Raw genomic sequence first — 22,666 nt, 5'->3', positions numbered from 1 at the left:
CTCTCCAGCGCAAATTAATACTAATTTTTGTAGGTGTATCTACATCTAGACGTCTATTCTAAATTTGATTGCTCGAATTACAAGCTCTTTTTTGGTTTTTGTTATAACCAAACGTTTGCCTGATTTATTGATAATTTTAAGAACTTCGAACGATTTGGCGCGAAAGGTGCAATATTTGTGAGGTTTTGGACTGGAAAACGTTTGCACACCCAACAGGGCTTTGAGAGAATTATGACCTACTTTTCGTTTCGCTTAATGTACTCAGGAGCAGACATGTCGTCTCGTAAACATCTTGCCAATGCAATTCGTGCTCTAAGCATGGATGGTGTTCAACAAGCTAACTCAGGCCACCCAGGCGCACCAATGGGTATGGCTGATATCGCTGAAGTTCTTTGGCGCTCTCACCTAAACCATAACCCTTCAAACCCAGAGTGGGCCGACCGCGATCGCTTTGTGCTGTCAAACGGTCATGGGTCAATGCTTATTTACTCTCTACTGCACTTAAGCGGTTACGAGCTATCTATTGACGATCTGAAAAACTTCCGTCAATTGCACTCAAAAACCCCAGGTCACCCAGAGTACGGCTACGCGCCTGGTATCGAGACAACAACGGGTCCTCTAGGTCAAGGCATCACTAACGCTGTTGGTATGGCGATCGCAGAGAAAGCACTAGCGGCACAGTTCAACAAAGAAGGTCACGATATCGTTGACCACTTTACGTATGTGTTCATGGGTGACGGCTGTCTAATGGAAGGCATCTCGCATGAAGCATGCTCTCTTGCAGGTACTCTTGGTCTAGGCAAGCTGATTGCATTCTGGGATGACAACGGCATCTCTATCGACGGTCACGTTGAAGGTTGGTTCTCTGACGATACACCTAAGCGTTTTGAAGCGTACGGCTGGCATGTAATCCCAGCAGTCGATGGTCACGACTCAGACGCGATCAACGCAGCAATTGAAGCAGCAAAAGCGGACCCACGTCCTACGCTTATCTGTACCAAAACAATTATCGGTTTCGGTTCTCCTAACAAGTCTGGTTCGCACGACTGTCACGGTGCACCACTAGGTCACGATGAAATCCAAGCGGCTCGCGAATACCTAGGTTGGGAGTACGGCCCATTTGAGATCCCGGCAGATGTTTACGCTGAGTGGGATGCAAAAGAAGCGGGCGCCGCGAAAGAAGCAGCTTGGAATGAAAAATTCGAAGCATACGCTGCAGCTTACCCTGCTGAAGCGGCAGAGCTTAAACGTCGTCTAAACGGCGAACTTCCTGCACAATGGGAAGAAAAAGCGAACCAAATCATTGCCGATCTTCAAGCAAACCCAGCGAACATTGCATCACGTAAAGCATCGCAAAATGCACTAGAAGCGTTTGGTCAAATGCTTCCTGAGTTTATGGGTGGTTCTGCTGACCTAGCGCCTTCTAACCTGACCATGTGGTCTGGTTCTAAGTCTCTAGAAACGGAGGACTTCTCTGGCAACTACATCCACTACGGTGTACGCGAATTCGGTATGACTGCTATCATCAACGGTATCGCATTGCACGGTGGTTTCGTTCCTTACGGCGCAACATTCCTAATGTTCATGGAATACGCTCGTAACGCAATGCGTATGGCTGCGCTGATGAAAATTCAGAACATCCAAGTTTACACGCATGATTCGATCGGTCTTGGCGAAGATGGCCCAACTCACCAACCTGTTGAGCAAATGGCGTCTCTACGTGTAACTCCAAACATGAGCACATGGCGCCCATGTGACCAAGTTGAGTCTGCAGTTGCATGGAAACTAGCGATTGAACGTAAAGATGCACCAACTGCACTTATCTTCTCTCGTCAAAACCTAGCGCAACAAGAGCGTACTGCTGAACAAGTCGCAGACATCGCGAAAGGTGCTTACATCCTGAAAGATAGCGAAGGTAAGCCTGAGCTAATCCTTATCGCAACAGGTTCTGAGGTTGAGCTTGCAGTGAAAGCCGCTGAGCAACTAACTTCAGAAGGCAAGAAAGTACGCGTTGTTTCAATGCCATCAACAGACGCATTCGACAAACAAGACGCTGCTTACCGTGAATCTGTACTGCCATCAGACGTAACGGCACGTATCGCTATTGAAGCGGGCATTGCGGATTTCTGGTACAAGTACGTAGGCTTCGACGGTCGCATCATCGGTATGACAACATTCGGTGAATCTGCACCTGCTGGTCAGCTATTCGAGATGTTTGGCTTCACGACTGAAAACGTAGTGAACACAGCAAAAGAATTGCTAGCGTAATTGCAGGACCGTCTAAACAGTCGAACGTAAACGACGATTGTTAAACGCTAAAGTTAGAAAGGCCATCATTATGATGGCCTTTTTATTTTTGTCAGGTTTTCCAACCTTGTGGAATGCTTTGGTGAATGCAGTCTAAAAGTACGGATAAGCGCAGTGGTGGTCGTCCTGCTGGTGTATAGCAGTTAATGGAAATAGGCTCAGAAAGCCAACCTTCTAAGCAAGGTGTGATTCGCCCTGGGTGATGTTTCTCATAGCCGCATGCTGTCCAAGTCGGCAGCAGTCCAATACCATGACCATTCGCGATACTGTCTATTTGCATTGCTATGTTGTCGCTGTATAAGCGACTAACAAAGGGCTCTAAAAAGAACTCACCGTGTTGAGGGTGTGCTAGCATCAATCCATTTTCTTGCACTGAACCAAAATCGATCCATGGATGTGCTTCAAGTTCTTTGGGGTGCGGTATAGGCCCATGTTGTTTTAGATAATTTGGAGAGGCAAAAGGCGTATAGCGAAATACCCCCAGCACTTCTTTTCGCCAGTCTAGCTCTTTACGTTCACCGAGCCAGATGAACAAATCTGGGTCGTGATGCGCCTCAGAAAAGTCACTGGTAAGTTGAACTCTAACATCGGGATTATCAGCAAGAAAACGATTGAGTACGCCGCCGAGCCAGCTTCTAACTAAGGCAGTGTGACAAACAATATGCAGTGGCCCTGAAACTTGGTTCGTTAAACCTTGAAGTGCATCATAACTCTCTTCACTTAACTCAAGAATCTGGCGGCTGTAGTGGGCAAAGATTTCTCCAGCTCTTGTCAGAACTAATCGATTACCTTGTCTGGCGGTTAGAGCCTGACCGAAGTCTTCTTCTAATTGTGCCAAGCGACGACTTAGCGTTGATTTTGGCTGATTAAGGGCTTTAGCAGCGGCTGTCAAACTTTTATGCTGATTGAGCGCATCAAAGGCTCTAATTGATGCTAAGTCGTGCATATTTCTTTTACTCCTTACTGCGTTATGTACGAGTTCCATAAATGGAAAGAACCGTTCCATAACTCTCACTATGCATCTCATTCTATTTGTGAATAATTCACTTTCGAAAATAATAATCATTATCAATTATGGAGATGTAGATGTCTACTCTTAGACTGCCAGTTATTACCGCAACTGGTATTTTAGCCTTCGTCAGTGTCCCTCATGTTTTTGCCAATGATGCAGTTTCTAAAATGGAAACAGTGGTTGTAACTGCATCAAGCTACGAGCAATCTCAAGCGGACGCGCCTGCAAGTATTAGTGTGATTTCACGTGAGGAGTTGGACTCCCGTTATTACCGCGATGTGACTGATGCACTAAAAAGTGTGCCAGGTGTTGTCGTGACAGGTGGTGGTGATACTACCGACATTAGTATCCGTGGTATGGGTTCTAAATACACTTTGATACTGGTCGATGGTAAACGTCAAAGCACGCGTGAAACTCGTCCAAATAGTGACGGCCCAGGTATCGAACAAGGTTGGTTACCTCCTCTTCAAGCGATTGAGCGAATCGAAGTTATTCGCGGCCCAATGTCGACGCTTTACGGTTCTGATGCGATTGGTGGTGTGATTAACGTCATCACACGAAAAGATGCGTTAGAGTGGACGGGTAATGTTCAACTGGGCACGGTACTACAAGAGAATAGCCGCTCAGGTGGAGAGCAGAGCGCGAACTTTTTCGTTAATGGTCCGTTGGCTGAAAATTTATCTCTCCAAGTATATGGTCAGTACACAACCAGAGAAGAAGATGACATCGAATACGGTTATGAAGATAAAGATATGCAGAGTATCTCTTCAAAACTGACTTACCAGATTAATGAGCGCCACTCGGTACAATTAGAAGGAGGCACGTCGGCACAAAGTCGTCGTGGCAATGTGGGCCTTTCAGTGCCGACCACTGGGTGTCGTGGAGGGTGTGAAGATTCACTGAATGAATATCGTCGTAATTACGTAACGGTAAGCCACAACGGTGATTGGGATTCGATTGGCATTTCAGATACTTACTTACAGCGAGAAGAGAGCGAGAACAAATCTCGTGAGATGACGATCACCAACACCACGTTCAAATCGAGCTTGGTGACTGGTATCGGAAACCATACGTTGACGACGGGTGTGGACGCCACTCATGCAGAGCTTGAGGATTTCACCTCCAACAAAGCGTCATCGAAGACTGAAACATCGAATACGCAGTGGGCTGTTTTCATTGAAGATGAATGGAGAATAGCTGATCCGTTTAGCGTTACGCTTGGTGGTCGTCTAGATCATGACGAAAACTATGGCGCGCACTTTAGTCCACGTGTTTACGGTGTATGGCGAGTTGATCCGTCTTGGACGGTGAAAGGCGGTGTGGCAACAGGTTTCCGTTCTCCACAATTACGTGAAATTACTCCTGGCTGGGCGCAAGTCAGTGGTGGCGGTAATATCTACGGTAACCCAGATCTTGACCCTGAAACGTCGCTAAACAAAGAAATCAGCGTCTTGTATCAAGGTGATTCTGGCTTAGATGTCTCTTTGACAGCGTTCCATAACGAATTCAAAGACAAGATCACACGTGTTGTTTGTCCAGACACTATCTGTACTGATGGTCCAAACCAATGGGGAGCAGATCCAACGTACCGTATTAACGTGGATGAAGCCGTCACACAAGGTATTGAAGCGACCTTAGCATCGCCGTTAACGGAAACCATTTACCTTAGCTCGAGCTACACATTTACCGACTCAGAGCAAAAAACAGGTGAATACAAAGGCATGCCGCTGCAGCAGTTACCAAAGCATCTGTTTAATGTGGATGTGACTTGGCAAACGACAACGGATCTAGAGAGCTGGGCGAAAGTCACGTACCGAGGTAAAGAAATGGATCCGGTTACTGGCCCATCAAGAAACAGTATCGTAGAACCAGCTTATACCTTTGTGGACGCCGGTGTGACATACCAGTTAACCGACAATACTCGTATTAAAGGCGCTATCTATAACTTGCTGGACGAGGAAATCAGTTACGAAGAATACGGATATATTGAAGATGGTCGTCGCTACTGGTTAGGTTTAGACGTCGCATTTTAATTATCTATCGTTGTAATAAGGTCGAGCATAGTCTCGACCTTTTTTAATCCTGCTTTACTGTGATTCAACAGGTGCGTTTGTCAGCCTGATCAGGTAGTATCTGTGACACGAAATTTTTGGTAGGGCGAAGGATAAATGCTAAAGGTTGCGATCAATGGATTTGGACGTATAGGTCGTAATGTTCTGCGAGCGGTGTATGAAAGCGGAAAACACCAGCAGATCAAGGTTGTGGCGGTAAACGAACTAGCACAGCCAGAGGCGATGGCACACCTACTGCAATATGACACCAGTCATGGTCGCTTTGGTAAAAAAATTTCCCATGACCAAGAACATTTGCATGTTCATCATGACAGCGGTGAATATGATTCCATTCGCATTCTCCATCTCTCCGAAATCGAATTACTTCCTTGGCGTGATTTAGAAGTTGATATCGTCTTGGATTGCACTGGCGTATTTGGTTCGCAAGCGGATGGGCAAGCGCATATAGAAGCTGGCGCTAAGAAAGTACTGTTTTCGCACCCGGGCGCAAACGACCTAGATAATACGATTATCTATGGCGTGAACCACGAAACTCTGAAAGACGAGCACCGTGTTGTCTCCAATGGCTCTTGCACCACCAACTGTATCGTTCCCATCATTAAAGTATTAGACGAAGCCTTCGGCATAGAGTCTGGCACCATTACCACAATTCATTCGTCCATGAACGATCAACAAGTAATTGATGCGTATCATAACGACTTACGCCGTACCCGCGCTGCAAGCCAATCTATTATTCCGGTGGACACTAAGTTGCATAAGGGGATTGAAAGAATCTTCCCGAAATTTTCCAACAAATTCGAAGCAATTTCTGTTCGTGTTCCAACGGTTAACGTCACTGCAATGGATTTAAGTGTCACAATTAGTACAAATGTGAAAGTTAATGACGTAAATCAAACCATTGTTAACGCATCTCAGTGTACATTACGTAACATTGTTGACTATACTGAATCGCCACTCGTTTCCATCGACTTTAACCACGACCCCCATAGTGCGATTGTGGATGGAAGCCAGACTAGAGTGAGTAACGGGCAACTCGTAAAAATGCTCGTTTGGTGCGACAACGAATGGGGCTTTGCTAACCGGATGCTGGATACTGCCTTAGCAATGCAAGCTTCTTCGCAAGTGGAACAGTAATGACGAAGAAGTGATGGAGAATTTTTATTTCAAGCCTTGAAATAAATCCATAATATCTCCATATCTATAACCAGTTTGAAGAATTAACAGGCTTGGCAGGGTTGCCGAGTTTTCAAAAACTTTAATTATTAAATATTTGAGAGGACACATCATGTCTGTAATCAAGATGACTGACCTGGATCTTGCAGGTAAACGTGTATTTATCCGTGCTGACCTAAACGTGCCAGTAAAAGACGGTAAAGTAACTTCGGATGCACGTATCATCGCATCTCTTCCAACTATTAAGCACTGCCTAGAAGCAGGCGCTAAAGTAATGGTTACGTCTCACCTAGGTCGCCCAACTGAAGGTGAATACGCTGAAGAGTTCTCTCTACAACCAGTTGTTAACTACCTAAACGACGCACTAGATTGCGAAGTGAAGCTAGCAAAAGACTACCTAGATGGCCTAGAGCTAAATGCGGGTGAACTTGTTGTTCTTGAAAACGTTCGCTTCAACAAAGGCGAAAAGAAAAACGACGAAGAGCTATCTAAGAAATACGCAGCACTATGTGACGTATTCGTAATGGACGCATTCGGTACGGCTCACCGTGCTCAAGCATCTACTCACGGCGTTGGTATGCACGCAGACGTAGCATGTGCTGGTCCTCTACTAGCGAACGAACTAGAAGCGCTAGGCAAAGCAATGGACAAGCCAGCTCGTCCAATGGTTGCTATCGTAGGTGGTTCAAAAGTTTCTACTAAGCTAACGGTTCTTGAGTCTCTATCTAAAATCGCTGACCAACTCGTTGTTGGTGGTGGTATTGCTAACACATTCATCGCAGCTGCTGGCCACAACGTTGGTAAGTCTCTATACGAAGCAGACCTAGTTGAAACAGCTAAGAAGCTAATGGACGAGTGTGCAATTCCAGTAGCAACTGACGTTGCATGTGCGAAAGCATTCGACGAGAACGCAGAAGCTGAAATTAAGCACGTTTCTGAAGTACAAGACGACGACATGATCTTCGACCTTGGTCCAGATTCAACAGCTGAACTAGCTGAAATCCTTAAAAACGCTAAGACTATCCTATGGAATGGTCCAGTAGGCGTATTCGAATTCAAGAACTTCGAAGCAGGTACTAAAGGTATCTCTGAAGCTATCGCAGCTTCTGAAGGCTTCTCTGTTGCAGGCGGTGGTGACACGCTAGCAGCTATCGACAAGTTCGGTATCAAAGCGGATGTATCTTACATCTCTACTGGCGGTGGCGCTTTCCTTGAGTTCGTAGAAGGTAAAGTTCTTCCAGCAGTAGAAATGCTAGAAGCACGCGCTAAGTAATTAAAGCAAAGCGGGGGAGTGATTCTCCCGCTTTCTTGTTTGCTGCAACGTGTGAGGAACTCTGCTAGAATAGCCTCAGTTGTGAGCAAACGTTTGCAAGATTTTCAACTTAACAAGTTTTGTTTAAAAACGACAGATAAATAGGATTACATCCATGTCTAAGATCTTCGACTTCGTAAAACCAGGTGTTATCTCTGGCGATGACGTTCAGAAAGTATTTGAAGTTGCAAAAGAAAACAGCTTTGCACTTCCAGCAGTAAACTGTGTGGGTACTGACTCTGTAAACGCAGTACTTGAAGCAGCTGCAAAAGTTAAAGCTCCAGTTATCGTTCAGTTCTCTAACGGTGGCGCTGCTTTCTTTGCTGGTAAAGGTCTAAAACTTGAAGGTCAAGAAGCTCAAATCCTAGGTGCTGTTGCTGGTGCGAAATACGTTCACGCTGTAGCTGAAGCTTACGGTGTTCCAGTAATCCTACACACTGACCACGCAGCTAAGAAACTACTTCCTTGGATCGACGGTCTACTAGACGCTGGTGAAGAGTACTTCGCGCAAACTGGTAAGCCACTATTCTCTTCTCACATGATCGACCTTTCTGAAGAGTCTCTAGAAGAGAACATCGAAATTTCTGCTAAGTACCTAGAGCGCATGGCTAAAATGAACATGACTCTAGAAATCGAACTAGGTTGTACTGGTGGTGAAGAAGACGGCGTTGACAACTCTGATATGGATGCGTCTGAGCTATACACTTCTCCAGAAGACGTTGCATACGCATACGAGAAACTAAGCGCAATCAGCCACCGTTTCACTATCGCAGCATCTTTCGGTAACGTACACGGCGTATACAAGCCAGGTAACGTTGTACTAACTCCAACTATCCTACGTGATTCTCAAGCGCACGTTTCTGAGAAATTCGGTCTTCCAGCGAACTCTCTAAACTTCGTATTCCACGGCGGTTCAGGTTCTTCTCTAGAAGAAATTCGTGAATCTATCGGCTACGGTGTAATCAAAATGAACATCGATACTGATACACAGTGGGCTACTTGGGATGGTATCCGTAAGTTCGAAGCTGAAAACCACGATTACCTACAAGGCCAGATCGGTAACCCAACTGGTGAAGATGCACCAAACAAGAAGTACTACGATCCACGCGTATGGCTACGTGCAGGCCAAGCTTCAATGGTTACTCGTCTAGAGCAAGCATTTGCTGACCTTAACGCAGTTGACGTACTATAATCGTTACTGATTAAGTTACTTAAAAACCCGCTCTTTGAGCGGGTTTTTTTATGTCTATCATTTTCTTCCCCTCTGCTTTCTCCCGATATTTTTATGCGTTAGGTTGTATTTGCTAGTGAGATATCTCACCTTTAACGTTTTTTTTAAAGAAAACATGGGAATATCAGTCTTAAGAGTGGCGAAATCAGAGTGCATTGCGTAACCTGTAACAAGTCAGTGTCAGAAAGCTCTGATAAAGTCTTGTTTTGCATATCTTTGCGAAACTCTGACTTTGAAAAAAGTCAGAGTTGGGATATTGTGCCAAAAATCTGACACTGTTCAGTGGAGCAATAGGGATGTTGTTTTAGAAAAGAGCCTTTAAAAAACAAGGTTCATAAATTAACGGCAATTGGATTTATATCTCTTTATTTTTGAGGATAAGAATTATGGCAGGTGAATCGGTGGGTATCGATACCACTTTAACGGATGGTCTAACTCAGGCTGAAACTTGGCTGACAAACAATTCAGATCTACTGGTTCAGTACGGTGTGAACATTATCTCTGCGGTGCTTATTCTGTTTATCGGTAATCTTATCGTTAAGGCAGTCGCTGGTAGTGTTTCTAAAGTACTAGAAAAGAAAAACATGGATAAGGCCGTCGTTGAATTTATTCACGGTCTTGTTCGTTACTTGCTATTTGTAATCGTGCTAATCGCGGCTCTTGGTCGATTAGGAGTTCAAACCGCTTCTGTTGTTGCTGTGATTGGTGCGGCAGGTCTTGCTGTTGGTCTTGCACTACAAGGTTCACTATCAAACTTTGCAGCAGGCGTACTTATTGTTGCGTTCCGTCCATTCAAATCAGGCGACTACGTAGAAATCGGTGGTGTAGCGGGTAGTGTTGAAGCAATTCAAATCTTCCAAACCGTTCTAAAAACACCAGACAACAAAATGGTTGTTGTGCCTAACTCTTCAGTTATCGGCGGTGCCATTACTAACTACTCTCGCCATGCGACACGACGTGTCGACCTAGTGATTGGTGTTTCATACAAAGCAGACCTTAAACTAACGAAGAAAGTGATTCGTGAGACGCTAGAGAAAGATCCACGTATCTTGAAAGACCCAGATATCACAATTGGTGTACTTACGTTAGCAGACTCTTCAGTTAACTTTGTGGTTCGTCCATGGGTGAAAACTGCAGATTACTGGGGCGTATACTTTGATGCAATGCAAGGTATTAAAGAAGCATTGGATGAAAATGGTATCGAGATTCCATTCCCACAAATGGATGTTCACCTGAACAAAGTCGACGCTTAATCAAAAGCAGTCGATATTCAAAAGCGAGGCCAATAGGCCTCGCTTTTTTATATTTCGTAAAGGGTGTGATGACCAGCAAGTAAGAGGCGTTTTAGATGTTTACCTGCAAATCCAAATGTGAACTCAGGTAAGCCAGGCGTATAGAGCAACTCTTGATGTTGATAGAGATTGGTATCAACAATGATAGTGATGTATTCCGGTAAGCCTATTGGGCAATCCGCGCCGGGTACGCAACCTAACACTTCGACCATTTCATCATCATTACAAATAGAGGGACGTTTACCTGTAATCGCTTTAATCTGCTTGGCATCGAGGCGCGAGTCCTTATCTGTCAGATAAACCGCGTAACCTTGTCCTTTGAGTGTTAAAAAGAGGCTTTTGGTATGCGTACCCGTCCAACCAAGCTCTCTCGCAATGCGTATATCTGTCTCAAAGTCTAAGATGGCTTCGTGCTGCCATTCCCGAAAAGGAATAGAGAGCGCGTTGAATCGCTCTCTATTGTTGTTATAAATATGTTTTAGTGACTCCATGTCTTTGCTGCCTTACTACCTGGTGATTACCAATACTTATCAATAAGCTCACTCGCTAAGATATACGCTATTGTGAACATCATCATTGCGATTGCAATGTCGATGTTTTTTTTCACTTTTGGTTGAGAGAGTGTTGGACCTAGTTTGGCTGCTCCTATCGATAAAGTGTAGAACCAAACAAAGGAAGCCATAATCGTACCTAGTGCAAAAGCAATGCGATCATGGCCTTCAAATTGTCCACCGATCGAACCTAGAATAACGACTGTATCTAAATATAAGTGCGGATTAAGCACAGTGACAGCTAACGCACCTAGAATAACCGTTCGACGACCTCGAGCTACGATCTCCCCTTTTGATTCCGATTCACTCTCTGGCTTAAAAGCACTTTTTAGCGAGAGCAGTCCATAGAAGCTCAAGAAAGCAATACCACCAAGTGTCACCGACGTCAGTAAGATTTCATTTTGAGACAGAATTGCACCACCACCAAAGATACCTAGAGAGATGAAAATCATATCTAGCACGCTACAAATAGTGGCGGTTGTTAGGTGGTGGTTACGCTTTATGCCTTGATTCAAAACATACGCATTTTGCGCCCCGATCGGAATGATCATTGATGCTCCTAAACCAAAACCTTGCAATAGAACCCACAAGCTCACACTTCACCTCACTTCAAAATAACAAATACATTTACAGAAAGGGGAAAGATAAAGTGTTTATCTAAATAAGTGTAATTAATGATTTTAATCTTACATTAGATAGACTAATTTAACGGGAGGCGTTTGATCTGGAGTGAGAGGGAAGGTATGCGAGGGTTAGATTACAAATGGATTGAGGCATTAGACGCTATAGTTTATCAGGGTAGCTTTGAGCGTGCTGCTGAGCATTTATTTGTTTCTCAATCCGCCATTTCTCAACGTATCAAGCAGTTAGAGAAGTTTCTCGCGCAGCCTGTTTTAATTCGAAGCCAGCCACCTAAGCCAACGCCAATTGGTAAAAAATTGTTGGGTCTTTATCGGCGAGTACGCTTGCTAGAGCATGAAATTCTCCCCGAACTAAAGAATGATACCAGTACGCGACCTGTGCAACTCTCTTTAGCGACTAATGCAGATAGCCTTGCAACATGGCTACTGCCAGCGCTGCAAAATGTTATGAAGCAGCGTCAAGTTGAACTAAAACTGACTATCTATGGTGAATACCGCTCTATTGAAAAACTCAAAAGTGGCGAAGTGACAGGAGCGATCAGCTTGGAGTCCCAGCCAATCCCCGGATGCAGAGCAGACTATTTAGGTCGCATCGATTATGTTTGTGTCGCGAGCCCAGAGTTCTATCAGCGTTATTTTTCTAAAGGCGTAAATAATCAGACATTGGCAAAAGCACCGGCCGTTTCATATGACCAATATGATGATCTACATAAAACATTTCTTACCGAGCATTTTAACGTCAATCCTGACAGCGTTATTCATCACAACATCAGTAGTTCTGAAGCGTTTCTAAAAGTGGCGTTAGCTGGTGTTGCTTATTGCTTGATCCCCCGCTTGCAAATTACCGACGAATTAGACAGAGGTGTGTTGGTTGATGTGACTCCAGGTTTTTTAATGTCCCATCGGATTTATTGGCACCACTGGCAGTTAGAAACTGGGGTATTACAAGAAATCTCACACGCAATAGTGGGGTATGCGCAGCAGCATCTACCTCAATAAGTTTGTCAGAGCTGCATATCGTTAACTTAGTGTGTTTTGTTTAAAAATTACGCCAATGTTACATAGTCAAAGTTGTGTTAGAAGTCACTATGGGTGCTTGGATAATCGGCGGAAGTTTCTATTATGAAACCACACGCTTTCTCAGCCATGATAGTGATGTTGGAATCTGAGATTAAGTACTTAATTTTGTATGGATGGATTTATTGAATGAAATTGTATTCATTTTTGCTGGCTTCAGCACTCAGCCTTACCAGTGCTTCAGTTTTGGCGAATACGCCAGAGTTTGCTCATGTTACGACAACGGGGTATGGCGAAGTGACGGCCACACCTGATATGGCTACGTTTTCTGTAAAAGTAGTCGATACGACAATGACGGCCGAACAAGCGAAATTGTCCGTAGATAAAACCGTTGAAGAGTTTCTAAAAAGCTTGTCGGATGCCGGCTTGTCAAAAGACAATATTACTAGCTCGAATTTATACCTTGCTCCTCAGTACCATTACCCTAAATCAGGAAAAGCAGAACTTGTTGGGTATCGAGCATCTCGCAGTATTGATGTCACGGTGACGGATCTGAAAAACCTTAACCAATACCTAGATATGGCGTTAGAAGCGGGAATTAATCAGGTTGATAATATTCAACTTAAGGTAAGCAACCAAGTCGAGTATCAGCAAAAGGCACGAATGGCTGCGATTAAGGACGCAAGAGAAAAAGCAGGGTCATTAGCGACTGGTTTTGAGAAAAAGTTGGGCGATGTATGGCAGATCAATTACAGACAGATGCACGTTCAGCCTGTGTTAATGCGTTCAATGGCGATGGATAGTAAAGAAGGAGCGAATAGCTACCAAGATTCAACTATGATCATTCGCGATCAAGTCGATGTCATTTATAAGCTAAAGTAAGGCTTAGCAAACAGTAAAAAGCAAAAGGCAGGGAGTCATAACCCCTGCCTTTGTCGTTTCTGTTTCACTGTTTAGTGAAGGATACGAGCACGGATTGTGCCTTCAATGTTTTTGAGCTTTGTTAGAGCTTCTTCTGCTCGTTCAGTTTCAACGTCGATCACTACGTAGCCTATTTCAGCGGCTGTTTGTAGGTACTGCGCGGCAATGTTAATGCCTTCTTCAGCAAAGATGGTGTTGATCTGAGTTAGGATACCAGGACGGTTCTTGTGGATATGAAGCAGACGAGAGCACTCACCACTGTGTTCTGGCAATGACACTTCAGGGAAGTTTACGCTTGAAAGTGTCGATCCGTTATCAGAGTACTTAGCCAGTTTGCCCGCCACTTCTAAGCCGATATTCTCTTGTGCTTCTTGCGTTGAACCACCAACGTGTGGAGTGAGAATGACGTTATCGAATTTTTGTAAAGGAGACTCGAACGGGTCAGCATTTGTTTTTGGTTCAGTTGGGAATACATCAATTGCAGCGCCGGCAAGGTGACCAGCTTCTAAGCTATGGCAAAGTGCAGGAATATCCACAACGGTGCCACGTGCCGCGTTGATAAAGATGGAACCTGGTTTCATTCGAGCAAATTCAGCTTCACCCATCATGTTTTTCGTTTCCGGTGTTTCGGGAACGTGCAAAGAAATCACATCACATTTGTTCAATAGTTCACTCATGGTATGTACTTGCGTCGCATTACCAAGGGACAGTTTGTTCTCAATATCGTAGTAGTAAACGCGCATACCTAAGTTTTCGGCAATAATACCAAGCTGCGTACCAATGTGACCGTATCCGATAATGCCAAGGCACTTACCACGAGCTTCGTAAGAGTTGTCTGCACTTTTCTTCCAAATACCGCGATGTGCAAGTGCATTCTTTTCAGGAATACCACGCACTAGTAAAAGGATTTGCCCAAGTACAAGCTCTGCCACGCTTCGAGTGTTAGAGAATGGTGCATTAAAGACAGGAATACCGCGTTTTGCTGCTGCATCTAGGTTTACTTGGTTAGTACCAATACAAAAACAGCCAATTGCAACCAGCTTGTTAGCCGCATTGATTACCTCTTCGGATAGGTTCGTACGGGAGCGGATACCAATGAAGTGCACGTCTTTTACCGCTTCAATTAGTTCTTCTTCCGGAAGGGAACCTTTATGGTATTCAATGTTGGTATAACCAGCTGCTTGAAGAACTTCAACTGAAGAAGGGTGGAGTCCCTCTAACAAGAGGATCTTAATCTTTTCTTTTTCCAGTGAAACTTTGGCCATTTTTTCTCGTCCTTAAAATGGAAAGGTGGGCTAATGTGGCGCACATTGGACAAAACTATTAAAAAGGGGATAATTAACAGTTTTGTAGGAAGACAAACGTTTCCCTGTGCGTCTTCTGTTCAATAAAGTAACAAAAAAAAATTGCTTTGGGTAAGAAAATTACGGAATAAGAGATAATTTTCTTATAGAAAGGAATAAAAAACGGTGCCTTTCAGCACCGTATGTAATGAAATAACAGAAAAGTGAACCAGATAGGTTCATTTTGGGCTGTTATTTATTCTTCAATTTTTGCACCTTCTGGTGTGCCAGTGATCACTACGTCTGCACCACGATGAGCGAAAAGACCCACAGTCACCACACCAGCGATGCCGTTTATTTTGTCTTCCATTTCTTTCGGGTTGGTAATTTGCATATTGTGCACATCCAGAATCACGTTGCCGTTGTCAGTCACAACGCCTTCACGGTAAGCTGGATCACCACCTAGTTTTACCAATTCACGAGCCACGTAAGAGCGTGCCATTGGGATTACTTCAACAGGCAATGGGAACTGGCCAAGTACGTCAACTGCTTTAGTGCCGTCAACGATACATACGAACTTATCAGAGATTGCTGCGACAATTTTCTCACGAGTCAGAGCCGCGCCGCCGCCTTTGATCATTTCACGTGCTGGGTTGATCTCATCTGCGCCATCAACATACACATCCAGCTTCATTACATCGTTACACTCGTATACTTCAATACCAAGCTCTTTAAGGCGCTCAGTTGAAGCGACAGAGCTAGACACTGCACCTTTAATATCATCTTTGATAGTGCCTAGTGCATCGATGAAGTGATTCACGGTAGAGCCAGTACCAACACCGACAATGCTGCCTTTCTCAACATATTTTAGTGCTGCCCAACCAGCCGCTTTTTTCATTTCATCTTGAGTCATGCCAATCTCCTGAATAGATGTTCGTTAACGTTTGCGGGCGTGATTATAGCGGCTTACTTGTCACTTTCCCATTGCCATATTTGGCTTGGGGTCACGATCTTAGGTAATGGAATATCCCAGCTTTCAATTGGTAAGCGTTCTACATGTTGGCAGTCATGAGCGATACCGACAGGTTTAGCACCCTCTCCAGTTATAAACCAACGTGACAGAGTACGATCGTAGTACCCTCCGCCCATGCCTAAGCGGTGTCCGATACTGTCGAACCCAACTAAAGGCGTGCAGATTAAATCAAGCTGGCGAACGGGTTTGAGGTGTCTGATATCGAGCTTGGGCTCTAAGATGCCGTACTTGTTGTAGACGAGCTGTTCATCACTTATATACTGAAGAAACAGTAACTGACCTTTAGAAAAGGGATGGATGACGGGCAGATAAACCGATTTTCCCTGTTGCCATAACCATTCAATGAGCGGTTTAGTATCAAGCTCACCGTCTGCAGAAAGGTAGATGGCAATATGTTGCGCCTGATCGATTTCAGGAAGTTGGGAAAATTGAGTAATAAGGTCGATTCCCGCTTGGTATTGTGTATCACTGCACAGAGCGTTGCGCTTTTCACGAATCAGTTTGCGGAAGTCTTGTCGAGAGAGGTCTGACATAGAGAGAATACCCCAGGGTGCCGTTGAGGATTGTGGCCCTTGAACCAGCTGGTTCAAGGCGGATCAGCAATGACAACCGTAGGCTTCTCGGTGCATGCCGAGCTTGCTCAATAGTTACCAAATACTAACCCTTAGGTATTGCTTATCGGCTCAGGGACTTAAATCCTGCTGACGCACACCCCAGGGTAAATTTTGTATTTACTGCTGTCCTTGCGTAACTTTGCTTAGTGCGTTCTCTAAAGACGCGGTGAGCTTTTCCATTCGCTCAGTAATTTCTTGCTGTTGACCATTGGATTCGTATGACTTGGTGTGCAACTCATAGCAAATATTCAATGCAGCAAAGGTCAGCAGTTGGATTTCATTGGTTACCTTAGTACGTTCGCTCATTTCTTTCAATCGGCGATCCAGATCTTTTGCCGCTGCAACAAGAGACTCTTCTTGTCCTGTCGGACAATTCACTCGTGTAAGTTTGCCTAATATTTCAACGTCGATCGCTTGATTGCTCATGATGAATAAACTCTATATTCGCGCTATCTAAGGTGTTGCTTCATACAACTACCGAGGAGCAAACTATAGGAAAACCGCTATTAAGATTCAAGCATTTCCCATCACAGAAAGAGAAATGATGACGAGATCACACAGGAATTGGGCAAATTGAACAAATGCTGTCCAAAATTGAATTTGATAGCCGTTTCAGACCACTAACCTTGATGGTAGGATATACCAATACATTATTACGCAAGAATGAGCCAAGTTATGAGTGAAATCACCCTTCCTGAATACCAATCTATTGCTGCTGAACTGCAATCTGCAAGCCTAGCAGTAACACCGGCGGAGTTACATGGCTTATTTGTCGGCATGTTAAGTGGTGGATTGGCGATTAATGATCAAACTTGGCAGCCTATTCTGTTTGACTACACCAATGATGGTATGGGTTGGCCTTCTACCGCGCTAGCTTTTGCTCAAAGCGTATTCACTGTTACTGTCAATGAACTAACTGGCACGTCGATGGAGCTGTCTTTATTATTGCCAGATGAGCCGGGCGAAGAAGGCTTATTCGCATTAGCCGACAGTGTGTCCGACTTTGTAAACCACTTTATTTCTGGGTTAGGTCTAGCAGGCGTTGCTCTTAATAAAGCATCTGATGACGCTAAAGAAGCACTGGCTGACTTAGAAGAGATTGCCAAATTAGGCATCGATGAAGATGACGATCTTGGTGAACAAGCGCAATTGCTAGAGCAAGTGATTGAGCACATCAAAGCTTGCGTACTAACAATTCATGCTGAATTTGGTGTTCGTCCTGAAAGCAGCGACAAAAAACCTACTATTCACTAATCGTAGACTGTCCAGAGGTTAGTATGAAGCAATATGATGTAGTCATTGCTGGTGGTGCCATGGCTGGTGCAACGTTAGCATTGGCGATTGACCATTTGTCTCAGGGAAAGCTCCGCATTGCAGTCGTTGAGCCTTTTAAAGCACAATCAGATATGCACCCTGGTTTTGACTCTCGCTCAATCGCATTGTCTTACGGTACTGTCAATCTGTTGCGTCAACTACAGCTCTGGACGTCAGTAGAACCGTTTGTCACACCCATTGAACATATCCACGTTTCTGACCGTTCTCATGCTGGGATGACGGAGATTACCAAGCAAGAGGTTGGGGTTGAAGCTCTAGGGTATGTTGTAGAATTAGCCGATGTTGGGCGTGTATATCAAGAATTATTAGACAGTAGCGAGTCAATTACGCTGTTTTGTCCTGACTCCGTTACCGATATCGAGCGTGAGCAAAACTGTACCCATGTGACGTTGAAAAGTGGTGAGCAACTTGAAGCAAAACTGCTGGTGGCTGCAGATGGTGCTGTTTCGACCTGTTGTCAGAAAATTGGTCTAGAACTTTCTGAGCAAGATTTTGAACAAGTGGCTGTCATTGCCAATATTGTGACTCAAGAACCTCATCAAGGTAGAGCCTTTGAACGTTTTACTGAGAATGGCCCTGTTGCTTTATTGCCAATGAGTGACAATCGAATGTCCTTAGTTTGGTGTTTGCACCCTGAAGAAGCCCAAGCCGTTCTTGAGTTATCTGATCAAGCATTTCTCCAGCGTTTACAGAACGATTTTGGTTGGCGTTTAGGCGCGATGAAAAAAGTGGGGCGCCGTGCAAGTTACCCATTGCTTCTTCGCCATCGAAAGCAAAATATTTCACATCGCTTTGCGATTGTTGGAAATGCGGCGCAAACGCTGCACCCGATAGCTGGACAAGGCTTTAATCTCGGTATTCGCGATGTAGTCTCACTAGCAGAAGAAATTGTGCAGCAAAGTGAGGATGTGGGTCTTTATCAAGGCCTGATGCGCTTTAGTCAACGTAGAGAAGCAGATCGAAGCGAAACTATTTGGCTAACCAGTGCCTTAGTGCATGTTTTTTCAAATGATTTACCCGCGATGCGAATTGGCCGAAATACTGCCTTAGCAGCGATGGATAACCTTTCTATTTTTAAGCAGCCGCTACTACGCCATACACTTGGCTTGGTAAAACGATGAACGGCCGCACTGAATTAGGTAATAAAAAGCAATGATGCAAAGTGTAGATATCGCCATCATCGGCGGAGGGATGGTTGGGTTGGCACTTGCTGCCGCGTTCAAAGACAGTGATCTGCGTGTCGCCGTTATTGAAGGTAAAGTGCCAGATGATTCGTTGAAAGAATTACCCGATGTTCGTGTGTCTGCGCTGAGCCGCTCTAGTGAGACGATTTTGCGTAAACTTGGTGCTTGGCAGGGCATAGAACAGCGCCGAGCTTCGCCTTACCATGGCATGGAAGTATGGGAACAAGATAGCTTTGCCAGCATTGAATTTAATGCACAAAGTATGGCACAACCTGATTTAGGGCATATTGTTGAGAATCGTGTGATTCAACTTGCGCTGCTTGAACAAGTCCAAAAGCTCGATAACGTCACTATGTTTATGCCTGCACGTTGCGCGACTCTCGCGGTCGGTGAGCAAGAAAGCTGGCTGACGCTCGATAATGGCCAAGCCATGACCGCTAAATTAGTGGTCGGAGCCGATGGGGCGAATTCGTGGCTTCGCCATCAAATGGATATTCCATTAACGCATTGGGACTATGGTCATCATGCTTTGGTCGCGAATGTCAAAACTGCTATGCCACACAACAGCATTACGCGCCAGATATTTACTCCTCACGGACCGTTGGCATTTTTGCCAATGTCGCAACCAGATATGTGCTCTATTGTTTGGTCCACGGAGCCAAATCGAGCAGAGCAGTTAGTGGCAATGAGTGAACATGATTTCAATAAAGCGTTGACGAGTGAGTTTGATGCTCGACTTGGTCTATGTGAAGTAGTGGGAGAGCGTGCTGCGTTTCCTTTGAAAATGCGCTATGCGCGAGATTTTGTCGTCGAGCGAGTCGCGCTGGTTGGTGATGCAGCTCATACCATTCACCCATTAGCGGGGCAGGGTGTGAATTTAGGTTTATTAGATGCGGCCAGTCTTGCTCAAGAAGTATTAGCACTTTGGAAGCAGGGTCAAGATATCGGCAGTAAACGCAACCTAAGAAGCTACGAGCGTTGGCGAAAAGCGGAAGCGGCAAAGATGATCGCTACTATGCAAGGGTTTCGAGATTTGTTCTCTGGCGAGAACCCAGCTAAGAAGCTAGTTCGTGGCATTGGCTTAAGTTTAGCGGGGCAACTGCCGGGAGCGAAAGATGAGATCATGAAGCGCGCGCTTGGTTTAAAGGGACACTTGCCGGATCTGGCGCGTCAGTAAGTGCAAAGCGAACTTCAAATACACAAAAGGCTGGTTAATCCAGCCTTTGTTTTATCAACATTTTGCTAAGCATATGCGCATCGGAGTTTCATTATTTCTTGATTGATCTCTTTGACTGCTCGGAAATGGCGTTGCTCTGCTTTCTCCGGCAGTATTAACTTACCGTTATCAAACTCGAATCTACCGACCCCGTAAATATAAATTCTTCCTTTAAAAAGACGACTTATATGTTTAGCAATCATACTTGGTGTATAGCGCTTAAACAGTCTCATATTTACTTTCCTTTTATCTAACCTAGCCTAGGTATTCTACGTTCTGGACGCGAAAATTATTGTGACAGCAATAGTATTAAATACAGATGTAGGGTGTTGCGTCAGAGAATTGTGTTGTCTTAGACAATTTGACAGTGTCATCTCTTAAATAGCGTGAGGATTACCCCAAAAATGACCTCTCTAAAGGAACCCTTACGCCAATACACTCCTTTTTACGTGACGCATTAAGCAATAGTTTTGTTACAGAATTAAGAATAGAACGAAAACGGTTGTTTGCTAGTTGTTTCTATTAAGGTCGTGCCTCGCGCAACACACTTTATGTTCTAACGATTAGAGGAAATGAAAGAGAAAAAGTTCCACGTAAAAAAAAGCCCGCTTCAGCGGGCGAATAGTCACAGATGCATTACACAAAAGTGGATAACTAACTGCATGAATGCTGTCACTCAGCTAGCTGACTCACTTTATATTGGTTAAGTGCTTGTTTGAAACTTAACCAACAAATTCAGCATATACGAGTTTTATCTTTGTGACTATTTATGTTTTATATGTGATTAAAAATTCTCATGTCTATTTTTGTAGATATGAGCGAGATCACGCAGTGATAGAAACACTACGTGTCATTACATTGTTTTTAGACGATTAACGACAGATCTCAGCTACGGTCGGCTGACACAATTGGATAAGATCTTGAATAGAAAGCGCCAACCCTGCCATTCGATCGCCACTGCTGATCGTGACTTCCTGTTCTTCTAATAAGCTAGGATCGAATACGATTGGCATATGAAGTTTGAGTAGCAGAGGAGTGACAGTACCAATTTTGTAACCAGTGATGGACTCAACATCGGCTTGATCAACACAAGTCATCCGGCGACATTTCAGTAACGAGCGCACTTTTTTGGGATCAACGCTACGATCACCTGGCGCACAGGCGAGTGCATATTGATTATCCATGTCTCGTAGCAAGATTGCTTTCACCATTTGAGAAGGGCGAATGCCGCGTTGGTGCGCGGCATCCTCAATGGTGGTTGCTGGTCTTTGATGCGGTAACAGACGAAACGGAATGTGTTGGTCTGTGAGAAATTGCATCAAAGGAGTATTGATTGTATTACTCATCATCAAGACTGTAAGGCAGTGATTCGATTGTCCATTCACATTCTGGTTGCGCAACCAAACGAAGACGAGTGTCCTCATCGAGATTATTAGGCAGCACGATCAGGCCAATCGCGTGATTGTCACTGAACTGGTAGTGATTTAATAAAGCACCTACTGAACGCCAGTTTTCACCTACGCTGCGTTCGAGCTCAATTGGTTCGTCACTGAATGGAGCAGAAGTTGCACCTTTTACGATATACATCGCACGTTTATTGGTACCGCGATACTTCGCTCGTGCTACCGTTTCTTGTCCCGTGTAGCAGCCCTTTGTGAAGCTTATGCCTCCTAAAGCTTGCACGTTAAGTGCTTGTGGAATGTGAGCATTCTGCGCGGATGCAGAGACAAATGGTAAACCTGCTTCAATATCAAAACGATTCCAAAGCTCATTTGTCGTAAAGACAGCGTCGGTAGTTTCAACGATTTGCTGTGCTTCTGGCGCACTTAATATCAGTAACCAGCGATCTTGTGCAACTTGCACTGCTGTACCACCGTCAACTGGGCGAACGCTGCCAGTTGTCTTGCTCATTGTTGAAATGAATTCGTCGGCTTTGACGCCAGCGACACCTAAGATAACGTCATCAGAAGCTTCAATCGTTACTTTAGAGAAAATGGCGTATTTCTTTATTTCACTAAGTTCTACGTCAATCGCCGATTTTGGTTGGATCATGCCGTAGCCATCATGATGATGGAAAAGGCGGAACACGCTCCACACTTTGCCTTTCGCATCACAATGTGCGCCCAGTGTTGATTGGTCTTGTTCTAAAGAAACAACATCGCAGGTAACCTGACCTTGTAAGTATGATTTTTTATCGTCACCGATCATGGTGATCATGCCGAAGTTATCCAGCAGTGAGATAGATAACTCTGGAAGTGCGTCTTGAGTTGAGAGAGGTAATGCTGAAAAACGAGTTTGCCATTCCATAATTACAATGCCTTTTGAAGATATTTTTCCGCTATGTTATACCCAAATAACCTTGAGATACTAGGGGAGCGATTTACGAATCAACATTTGTCTGCTTTCACTATCGTATTGTGACCCGCACACTAGTGACGTAGCACATCCCTTGTTACACTCCGCACTAACAAC

General features: G+C 44.5%; 21 protein-coding genes and 1 other RNA gene. 11 read left to right on the top strand and 11 right to left on the bottom strand.

Annotated elements, in window-relative coordinates:
- Positions 1–273: 273 nt before the first annotated feature.
- Entirely contained in the window at positions 274–2,268 is a 1,995-nt protein-coding gene (gene tkt / locus R7P36_RS09550) for a transketolase (RefSeq protein WP_005381028.1), read from the top strand.
- Between the two features lie 91 nt (positions 2,269–2,359).
- Here tkt and R7P36_RS09545 read toward each other — a convergent pair whose 3' ends face one another.
- A complete protein-coding gene (locus R7P36_RS09545; protein ID WP_017633561.1) occupies positions 2,360–3,253 on the bottom strand; it encodes a LysR family transcriptional regulator in 894 nt (297 codons plus the stop codon).
- Positions 3,254–3,393: 140 nt separating this feature from the next.
- Here R7P36_RS09545 and R7P36_RS09540 point away from each other — a divergent pair, with 140 nt between their 5' ends.
- The 5 genes from R7P36_RS09540 (at position 3,394) to mscS (ending at position 10,360) form a co-directional block, all read left to right on the top strand.
- The gene (locus tag R7P36_RS09540) at positions 3,394–5,352 is read left to right on the top strand and encodes a ligand-gated channel protein (RefSeq protein WP_005380999.1); all 1,959 of its coding nucleotides are present in this window, start codon (positions 3,394–3,396) and stop codon (positions 5,350–5,352) included.
- Between the two features lie 135 nt (positions 5,353–5,487).
- A complete protein-coding gene (gene epd / locus R7P36_RS09535) occupies positions 5,488–6,525 on the top strand; it encodes an erythrose-4-phosphate dehydrogenase (RefSeq protein ID WP_005384545.1) in 1,038 nt (345 codons plus the stop codon).
- A 151-nt stretch (positions 6,526–6,676) separates the two neighbouring features.
- Positions 6,677–7,837 carry a phosphoglycerate kinase gene (locus R7P36_RS09530; protein ID WP_005384547.1) on the top strand — a complete coding sequence of 387 codons (1,161 nt, stop codon included), beginning with the start codon at positions 6,677–6,679 and terminating at the stop codon, positions 7,835–7,837.
- Positions 7,838–7,991: 154 nt separating this feature from the next.
- Complete coding sequence (gene fbaA / locus R7P36_RS09525) at positions 7,992–9,068, top strand: class II fructose-bisphosphate aldolase (RefSeq protein ID WP_005380996.1); 1,077 nt, start codon at positions 7,992–7,994, stop codon at positions 9,066–9,068.
- Between the two features lie 425 nt (positions 9,069–9,493).
- Positions 9,494–10,360, top strand: coding sequence for a small-conductance mechanosensitive channel MscS (gene mscS / locus R7P36_RS09520; protein ID WP_005384548.1), 867 nt, complete (start codon positions 9,494–9,496; stop codon positions 10,358–10,360).
- 47 nt (positions 10,361–10,407) lie between these two features.
- Here the strand turns inward: mscS and R7P36_RS09515 are convergent, their stop codons facing one another.
- Positions 10,408–10,890, bottom strand: a complete 483-nt coding sequence (locus tag R7P36_RS09515) for a YbaK/EbsC family protein (protein ID WP_318122105.1) — start codon at positions 10,888–10,890, stop codon at positions 10,408–10,410.
- A 26-nt stretch (positions 10,891–10,916) separates the two neighbouring features.
- Positions 10,917–11,546 (bottom strand): LysE/ArgO family amino acid transporter, encoded by a 630-nt coding sequence (locus R7P36_RS09510; protein WP_213899242.1) that lies wholly within the window; start codon positions 11,544–11,546, stop codon positions 10,917–10,919.
- A gap of 147 nt (positions 11,547–11,693) precedes the next feature.
- Here R7P36_RS09510 and R7P36_RS09505 point away from each other — a divergent pair, with 147 nt between their 5' ends.
- Together R7P36_RS09505 and R7P36_RS09500 are read left to right on the top strand one after the other, a co-directional pair.
- Positions 11,694–12,590 (top strand): LysR family transcriptional regulator ArgP, encoded by an 897-nt coding sequence (locus tag R7P36_RS09505; RefSeq protein ID WP_005380990.1) that lies wholly within the window; start codon positions 11,694–11,696, stop codon positions 12,588–12,590.
- Between the two features lie 207 nt (positions 12,591–12,797).
- On the top strand, positions 12,798–13,490 hold the full coding sequence (locus R7P36_RS09500) for an oxidative stress defense protein (RefSeq protein ID WP_042521284.1): 693 nt from the start codon (positions 12,798–12,800) through the stop codon (positions 13,488–13,490).
- Between the two features lie 71 nt (positions 13,491–13,561).
- Here R7P36_RS09500 and serA read toward each other — a convergent pair whose 3' ends face one another.
- The 5 genes from serA to R7P36_RS09475 all read right to left on the bottom strand — a co-directional run bounded on the left by serA (position 13,562) and on the right by R7P36_RS09475 (position 16,885).
- Positions 13,562–14,794 carry a phosphoglycerate dehydrogenase gene (gene serA / locus R7P36_RS09495; RefSeq protein ID WP_017821632.1) on the bottom strand — a complete coding sequence of 411 codons (1,233 nt, stop codon included), beginning with the start codon at positions 14,792–14,794 and terminating at the stop codon, positions 13,562–13,564.
- Positions 14,795–15,068: 274 nt separating this feature from the next.
- Positions 15,069–15,725 carry a ribose-5-phosphate isomerase RpiA gene (gene rpiA, locus R7P36_RS09490; protein WP_005380982.1) on the bottom strand — a complete coding sequence of 219 codons (657 nt, stop codon included), beginning with the start codon at positions 15,723–15,725 and terminating at the stop codon, positions 15,069–15,071.
- Positions 15,726–15,778: 53 nt separating this feature from the next.
- Complete coding sequence (locus tag R7P36_RS09485; protein WP_005384552.1) at positions 15,779–16,378, bottom strand: 5-formyltetrahydrofolate cyclo-ligase; 600 nt, start codon at positions 16,376–16,378, stop codon at positions 15,779–15,781.
- Between the two features lie 5 nt (positions 16,379–16,383).
- Positions 16,384–16,568, bottom strand: a non-coding RNA gene (gene ssrS / locus R7P36_RS09480) — 6S RNA.
- An 8-nt stretch (positions 16,569–16,576) separates the two neighbouring features.
- Positions 16,577–16,885, bottom strand: coding sequence for a cell division protein ZapA (locus tag R7P36_RS09475; RefSeq protein ID WP_005384553.1), 309 nt, complete (start codon positions 16,883–16,885; stop codon positions 16,577–16,579).
- Positions 16,886–17,134: 249 nt separating this feature from the next.
- Between R7P36_RS09475 and R7P36_RS09470 the strand changes: the two genes are divergently transcribed.
- The 3 genes from R7P36_RS09470 to R7P36_RS09460 are packed head-to-tail and all read left to right on the top strand — an operon-like array spanning position 17,135 to position 20,155.
- Positions 17,135–17,713, top strand: coding sequence for a YecA family protein (locus R7P36_RS09470; RefSeq protein WP_033907447.1), 579 nt, complete (start codon positions 17,135–17,137; stop codon positions 17,711–17,713).
- 23 nt (positions 17,714–17,736) lie between these two features.
- Positions 17,737–18,915: a 2-octaprenyl-6-methoxyphenyl hydroxylase gene (gene ubiH / locus R7P36_RS09465; protein ID WP_005380974.1), complete on the top strand. Its 1,179-nt coding sequence runs from the start codon at positions 17,737–17,739 to the stop codon at positions 18,913–18,915.
- Positions 18,916–18,946: 31 nt separating this feature from the next.
- The gene (locus tag R7P36_RS09460) at positions 18,947–20,155 is read left to right on the top strand and encodes an FAD-dependent 2-octaprenylphenol hydroxylase (RefSeq protein WP_213899243.1); all 1,209 of its coding nucleotides are present in this window, start codon (positions 18,947–18,949) and stop codon (positions 20,153–20,155) included.
- 65 nt (positions 20,156–20,220) lie between these two features.
- On the opposite strand, the gene R7P36_RS09455 is transcribed toward R7P36_RS09460, so the two are convergent.
- The 3 genes from R7P36_RS09455 to ygfZ form a co-directional block, all read right to left on the bottom strand.
- Entirely contained in the window at positions 20,221–20,427 is a 207-nt protein-coding gene (locus tag R7P36_RS09455) for a DUF1107 domain-containing protein (protein WP_005380970.1), read from the bottom strand.
- Between the two features lie 639 nt (positions 20,428–21,066).
- A complete protein-coding gene (locus tag R7P36_RS09450; protein WP_213899295.1) occupies positions 21,067–21,540 on the bottom strand; it encodes an aminoacyl-tRNA deacylase in 474 nt (157 codons plus the stop codon).
- Entirely contained in the window at positions 21,533–22,501 is a 969-nt protein-coding gene (ygfZ, locus tag R7P36_RS09445) for a tRNA-modifying protein YgfZ (protein ID WP_025768842.1), read from the bottom strand. Before ygfZ ends, R7P36_RS09450 begins: the two co-directional genes overlap by 8 nt.
- Between the last annotated feature and the right edge of the window lie 165 nt (positions 22,502–22,666).

Source organism: Vibrio sp. 397 (assembly GCF_033339395.1).
GTDB lineage: Bacteria > Pseudomonadota > Gammaproteobacteria > Enterobacterales > Vibrionaceae > Vibrio > Vibrio alginolyticus.
Note: the sequence above shows the minus strand (reverse complement) of the source record. Positions and strands in the feature narration are given on the sequence as shown.

Bases quoted from the DNA above. Each gene is read 5' to 3' on its own strand.
- tkt (WP_005381028.1), top strand. From the start codon at position 274: ATGTCGTCTCGTAAACATCTTGCCAATGCAATTCGTGCTCTAAGCATG.
- R7P36_RS09545 (WP_017633561.1), bottom strand. From the start codon at position 3,253: ATGCACGACTTAGCATCAATTAGAGCCTTTGATGCGCTCAATCAGCAT.
- R7P36_RS09540 (WP_005380999.1), top strand. From the start codon at position 3,394: ATGTCTACTCTTAGACTGCCAGTTATTACCGCAACTGGTATTTTAGCC.
- epd (WP_005384545.1), top strand. From the start codon at position 5,488: ATGCTAAAGGTTGCGATCAATGGATTTGGACGTATAGGTCGTAATGTT.
- R7P36_RS09530 (WP_005384547.1), top strand. From the start codon at position 6,677: ATGTCTGTAATCAAGATGACTGACCTGGATCTTGCAGGTAAACGTGTA.
- fbaA (WP_005380996.1), top strand. From the start codon at position 7,992: ATGTCTAAGATCTTCGACTTCGTAAAACCAGGTGTTATCTCTGGCGAT.
- mscS (WP_005384548.1), top strand. From the start codon at position 9,494: ATGGCAGGTGAATCGGTGGGTATCGATACCACTTTAACGGATGGTCTA.
- R7P36_RS09515 (WP_318122105.1), bottom strand. From the start codon at position 10,890: ATGGAGTCACTAAAACATATTTATAACAACAATAGAGAGCGATTCAAC.
- R7P36_RS09505 (WP_005380990.1), top strand. From the start codon at position 11,694: ATGCGAGGGTTAGATTACAAATGGATTGAGGCATTAGACGCTATAGTT.
- R7P36_RS09500 (WP_042521284.1), top strand. From the start codon at position 12,798: ATGAAATTGTATTCATTTTTGCTGGCTTCAGCACTCAGCCTTACCAGT.
- serA (WP_017821632.1), bottom strand. From the start codon at position 14,794: ATGGCCAAAGTTTCACTGGAAAAAGAAAAGATTAAGATCCTCTTGTTA.
- rpiA (WP_005380982.1), bottom strand. From the start codon at position 15,725: ATGACTCAAGATGAAATGAAAAAAGCGGCTGGTTGGGCAGCACTAAAA.
- R7P36_RS09485 (WP_005384552.1), bottom strand. From the start codon at position 16,378: ATGTCAGACCTCTCTCGACAAGACTTCCGCAAACTGATTCGTGAAAAG.
- R7P36_RS09475 (WP_005384553.1), bottom strand. From the start codon at position 16,885: ATGAGCAATCAAGCGATCGACGTTGAAATATTAGGCAAACTTACACGA.
- R7P36_RS09470 (WP_033907447.1), top strand. From the start codon at position 17,135: ATGAGTGAAATCACCCTTCCTGAATACCAATCTATTGCTGCTGAACTG.
- ubiH (WP_005380974.1), top strand. From the start codon at position 17,737: ATGAAGCAATATGATGTAGTCATTGCTGGTGGTGCCATGGCTGGTGCA.
- R7P36_RS09460 (WP_213899243.1), top strand. From the start codon at position 18,947: ATGATGCAAAGTGTAGATATCGCCATCATCGGCGGAGGGATGGTTGGG.
- R7P36_RS09455 (WP_005380970.1), bottom strand. From the start codon at position 20,427: ATGAGACTGTTTAAGCGCTATACACCAAGTATGATTGCTAAACATATA.
- R7P36_RS09450 (WP_213899295.1), bottom strand. From the start codon at position 21,540: ATGAGTAATACAATCAATACTCCTTTGATGCAATTTCTCACAGACCAA.
- ygfZ (WP_025768842.1), bottom strand. From the start codon at position 22,501: ATGGAATGGCAAACTCGTTTTTCAGCATTACCTCTCTCAACTCAAGAC.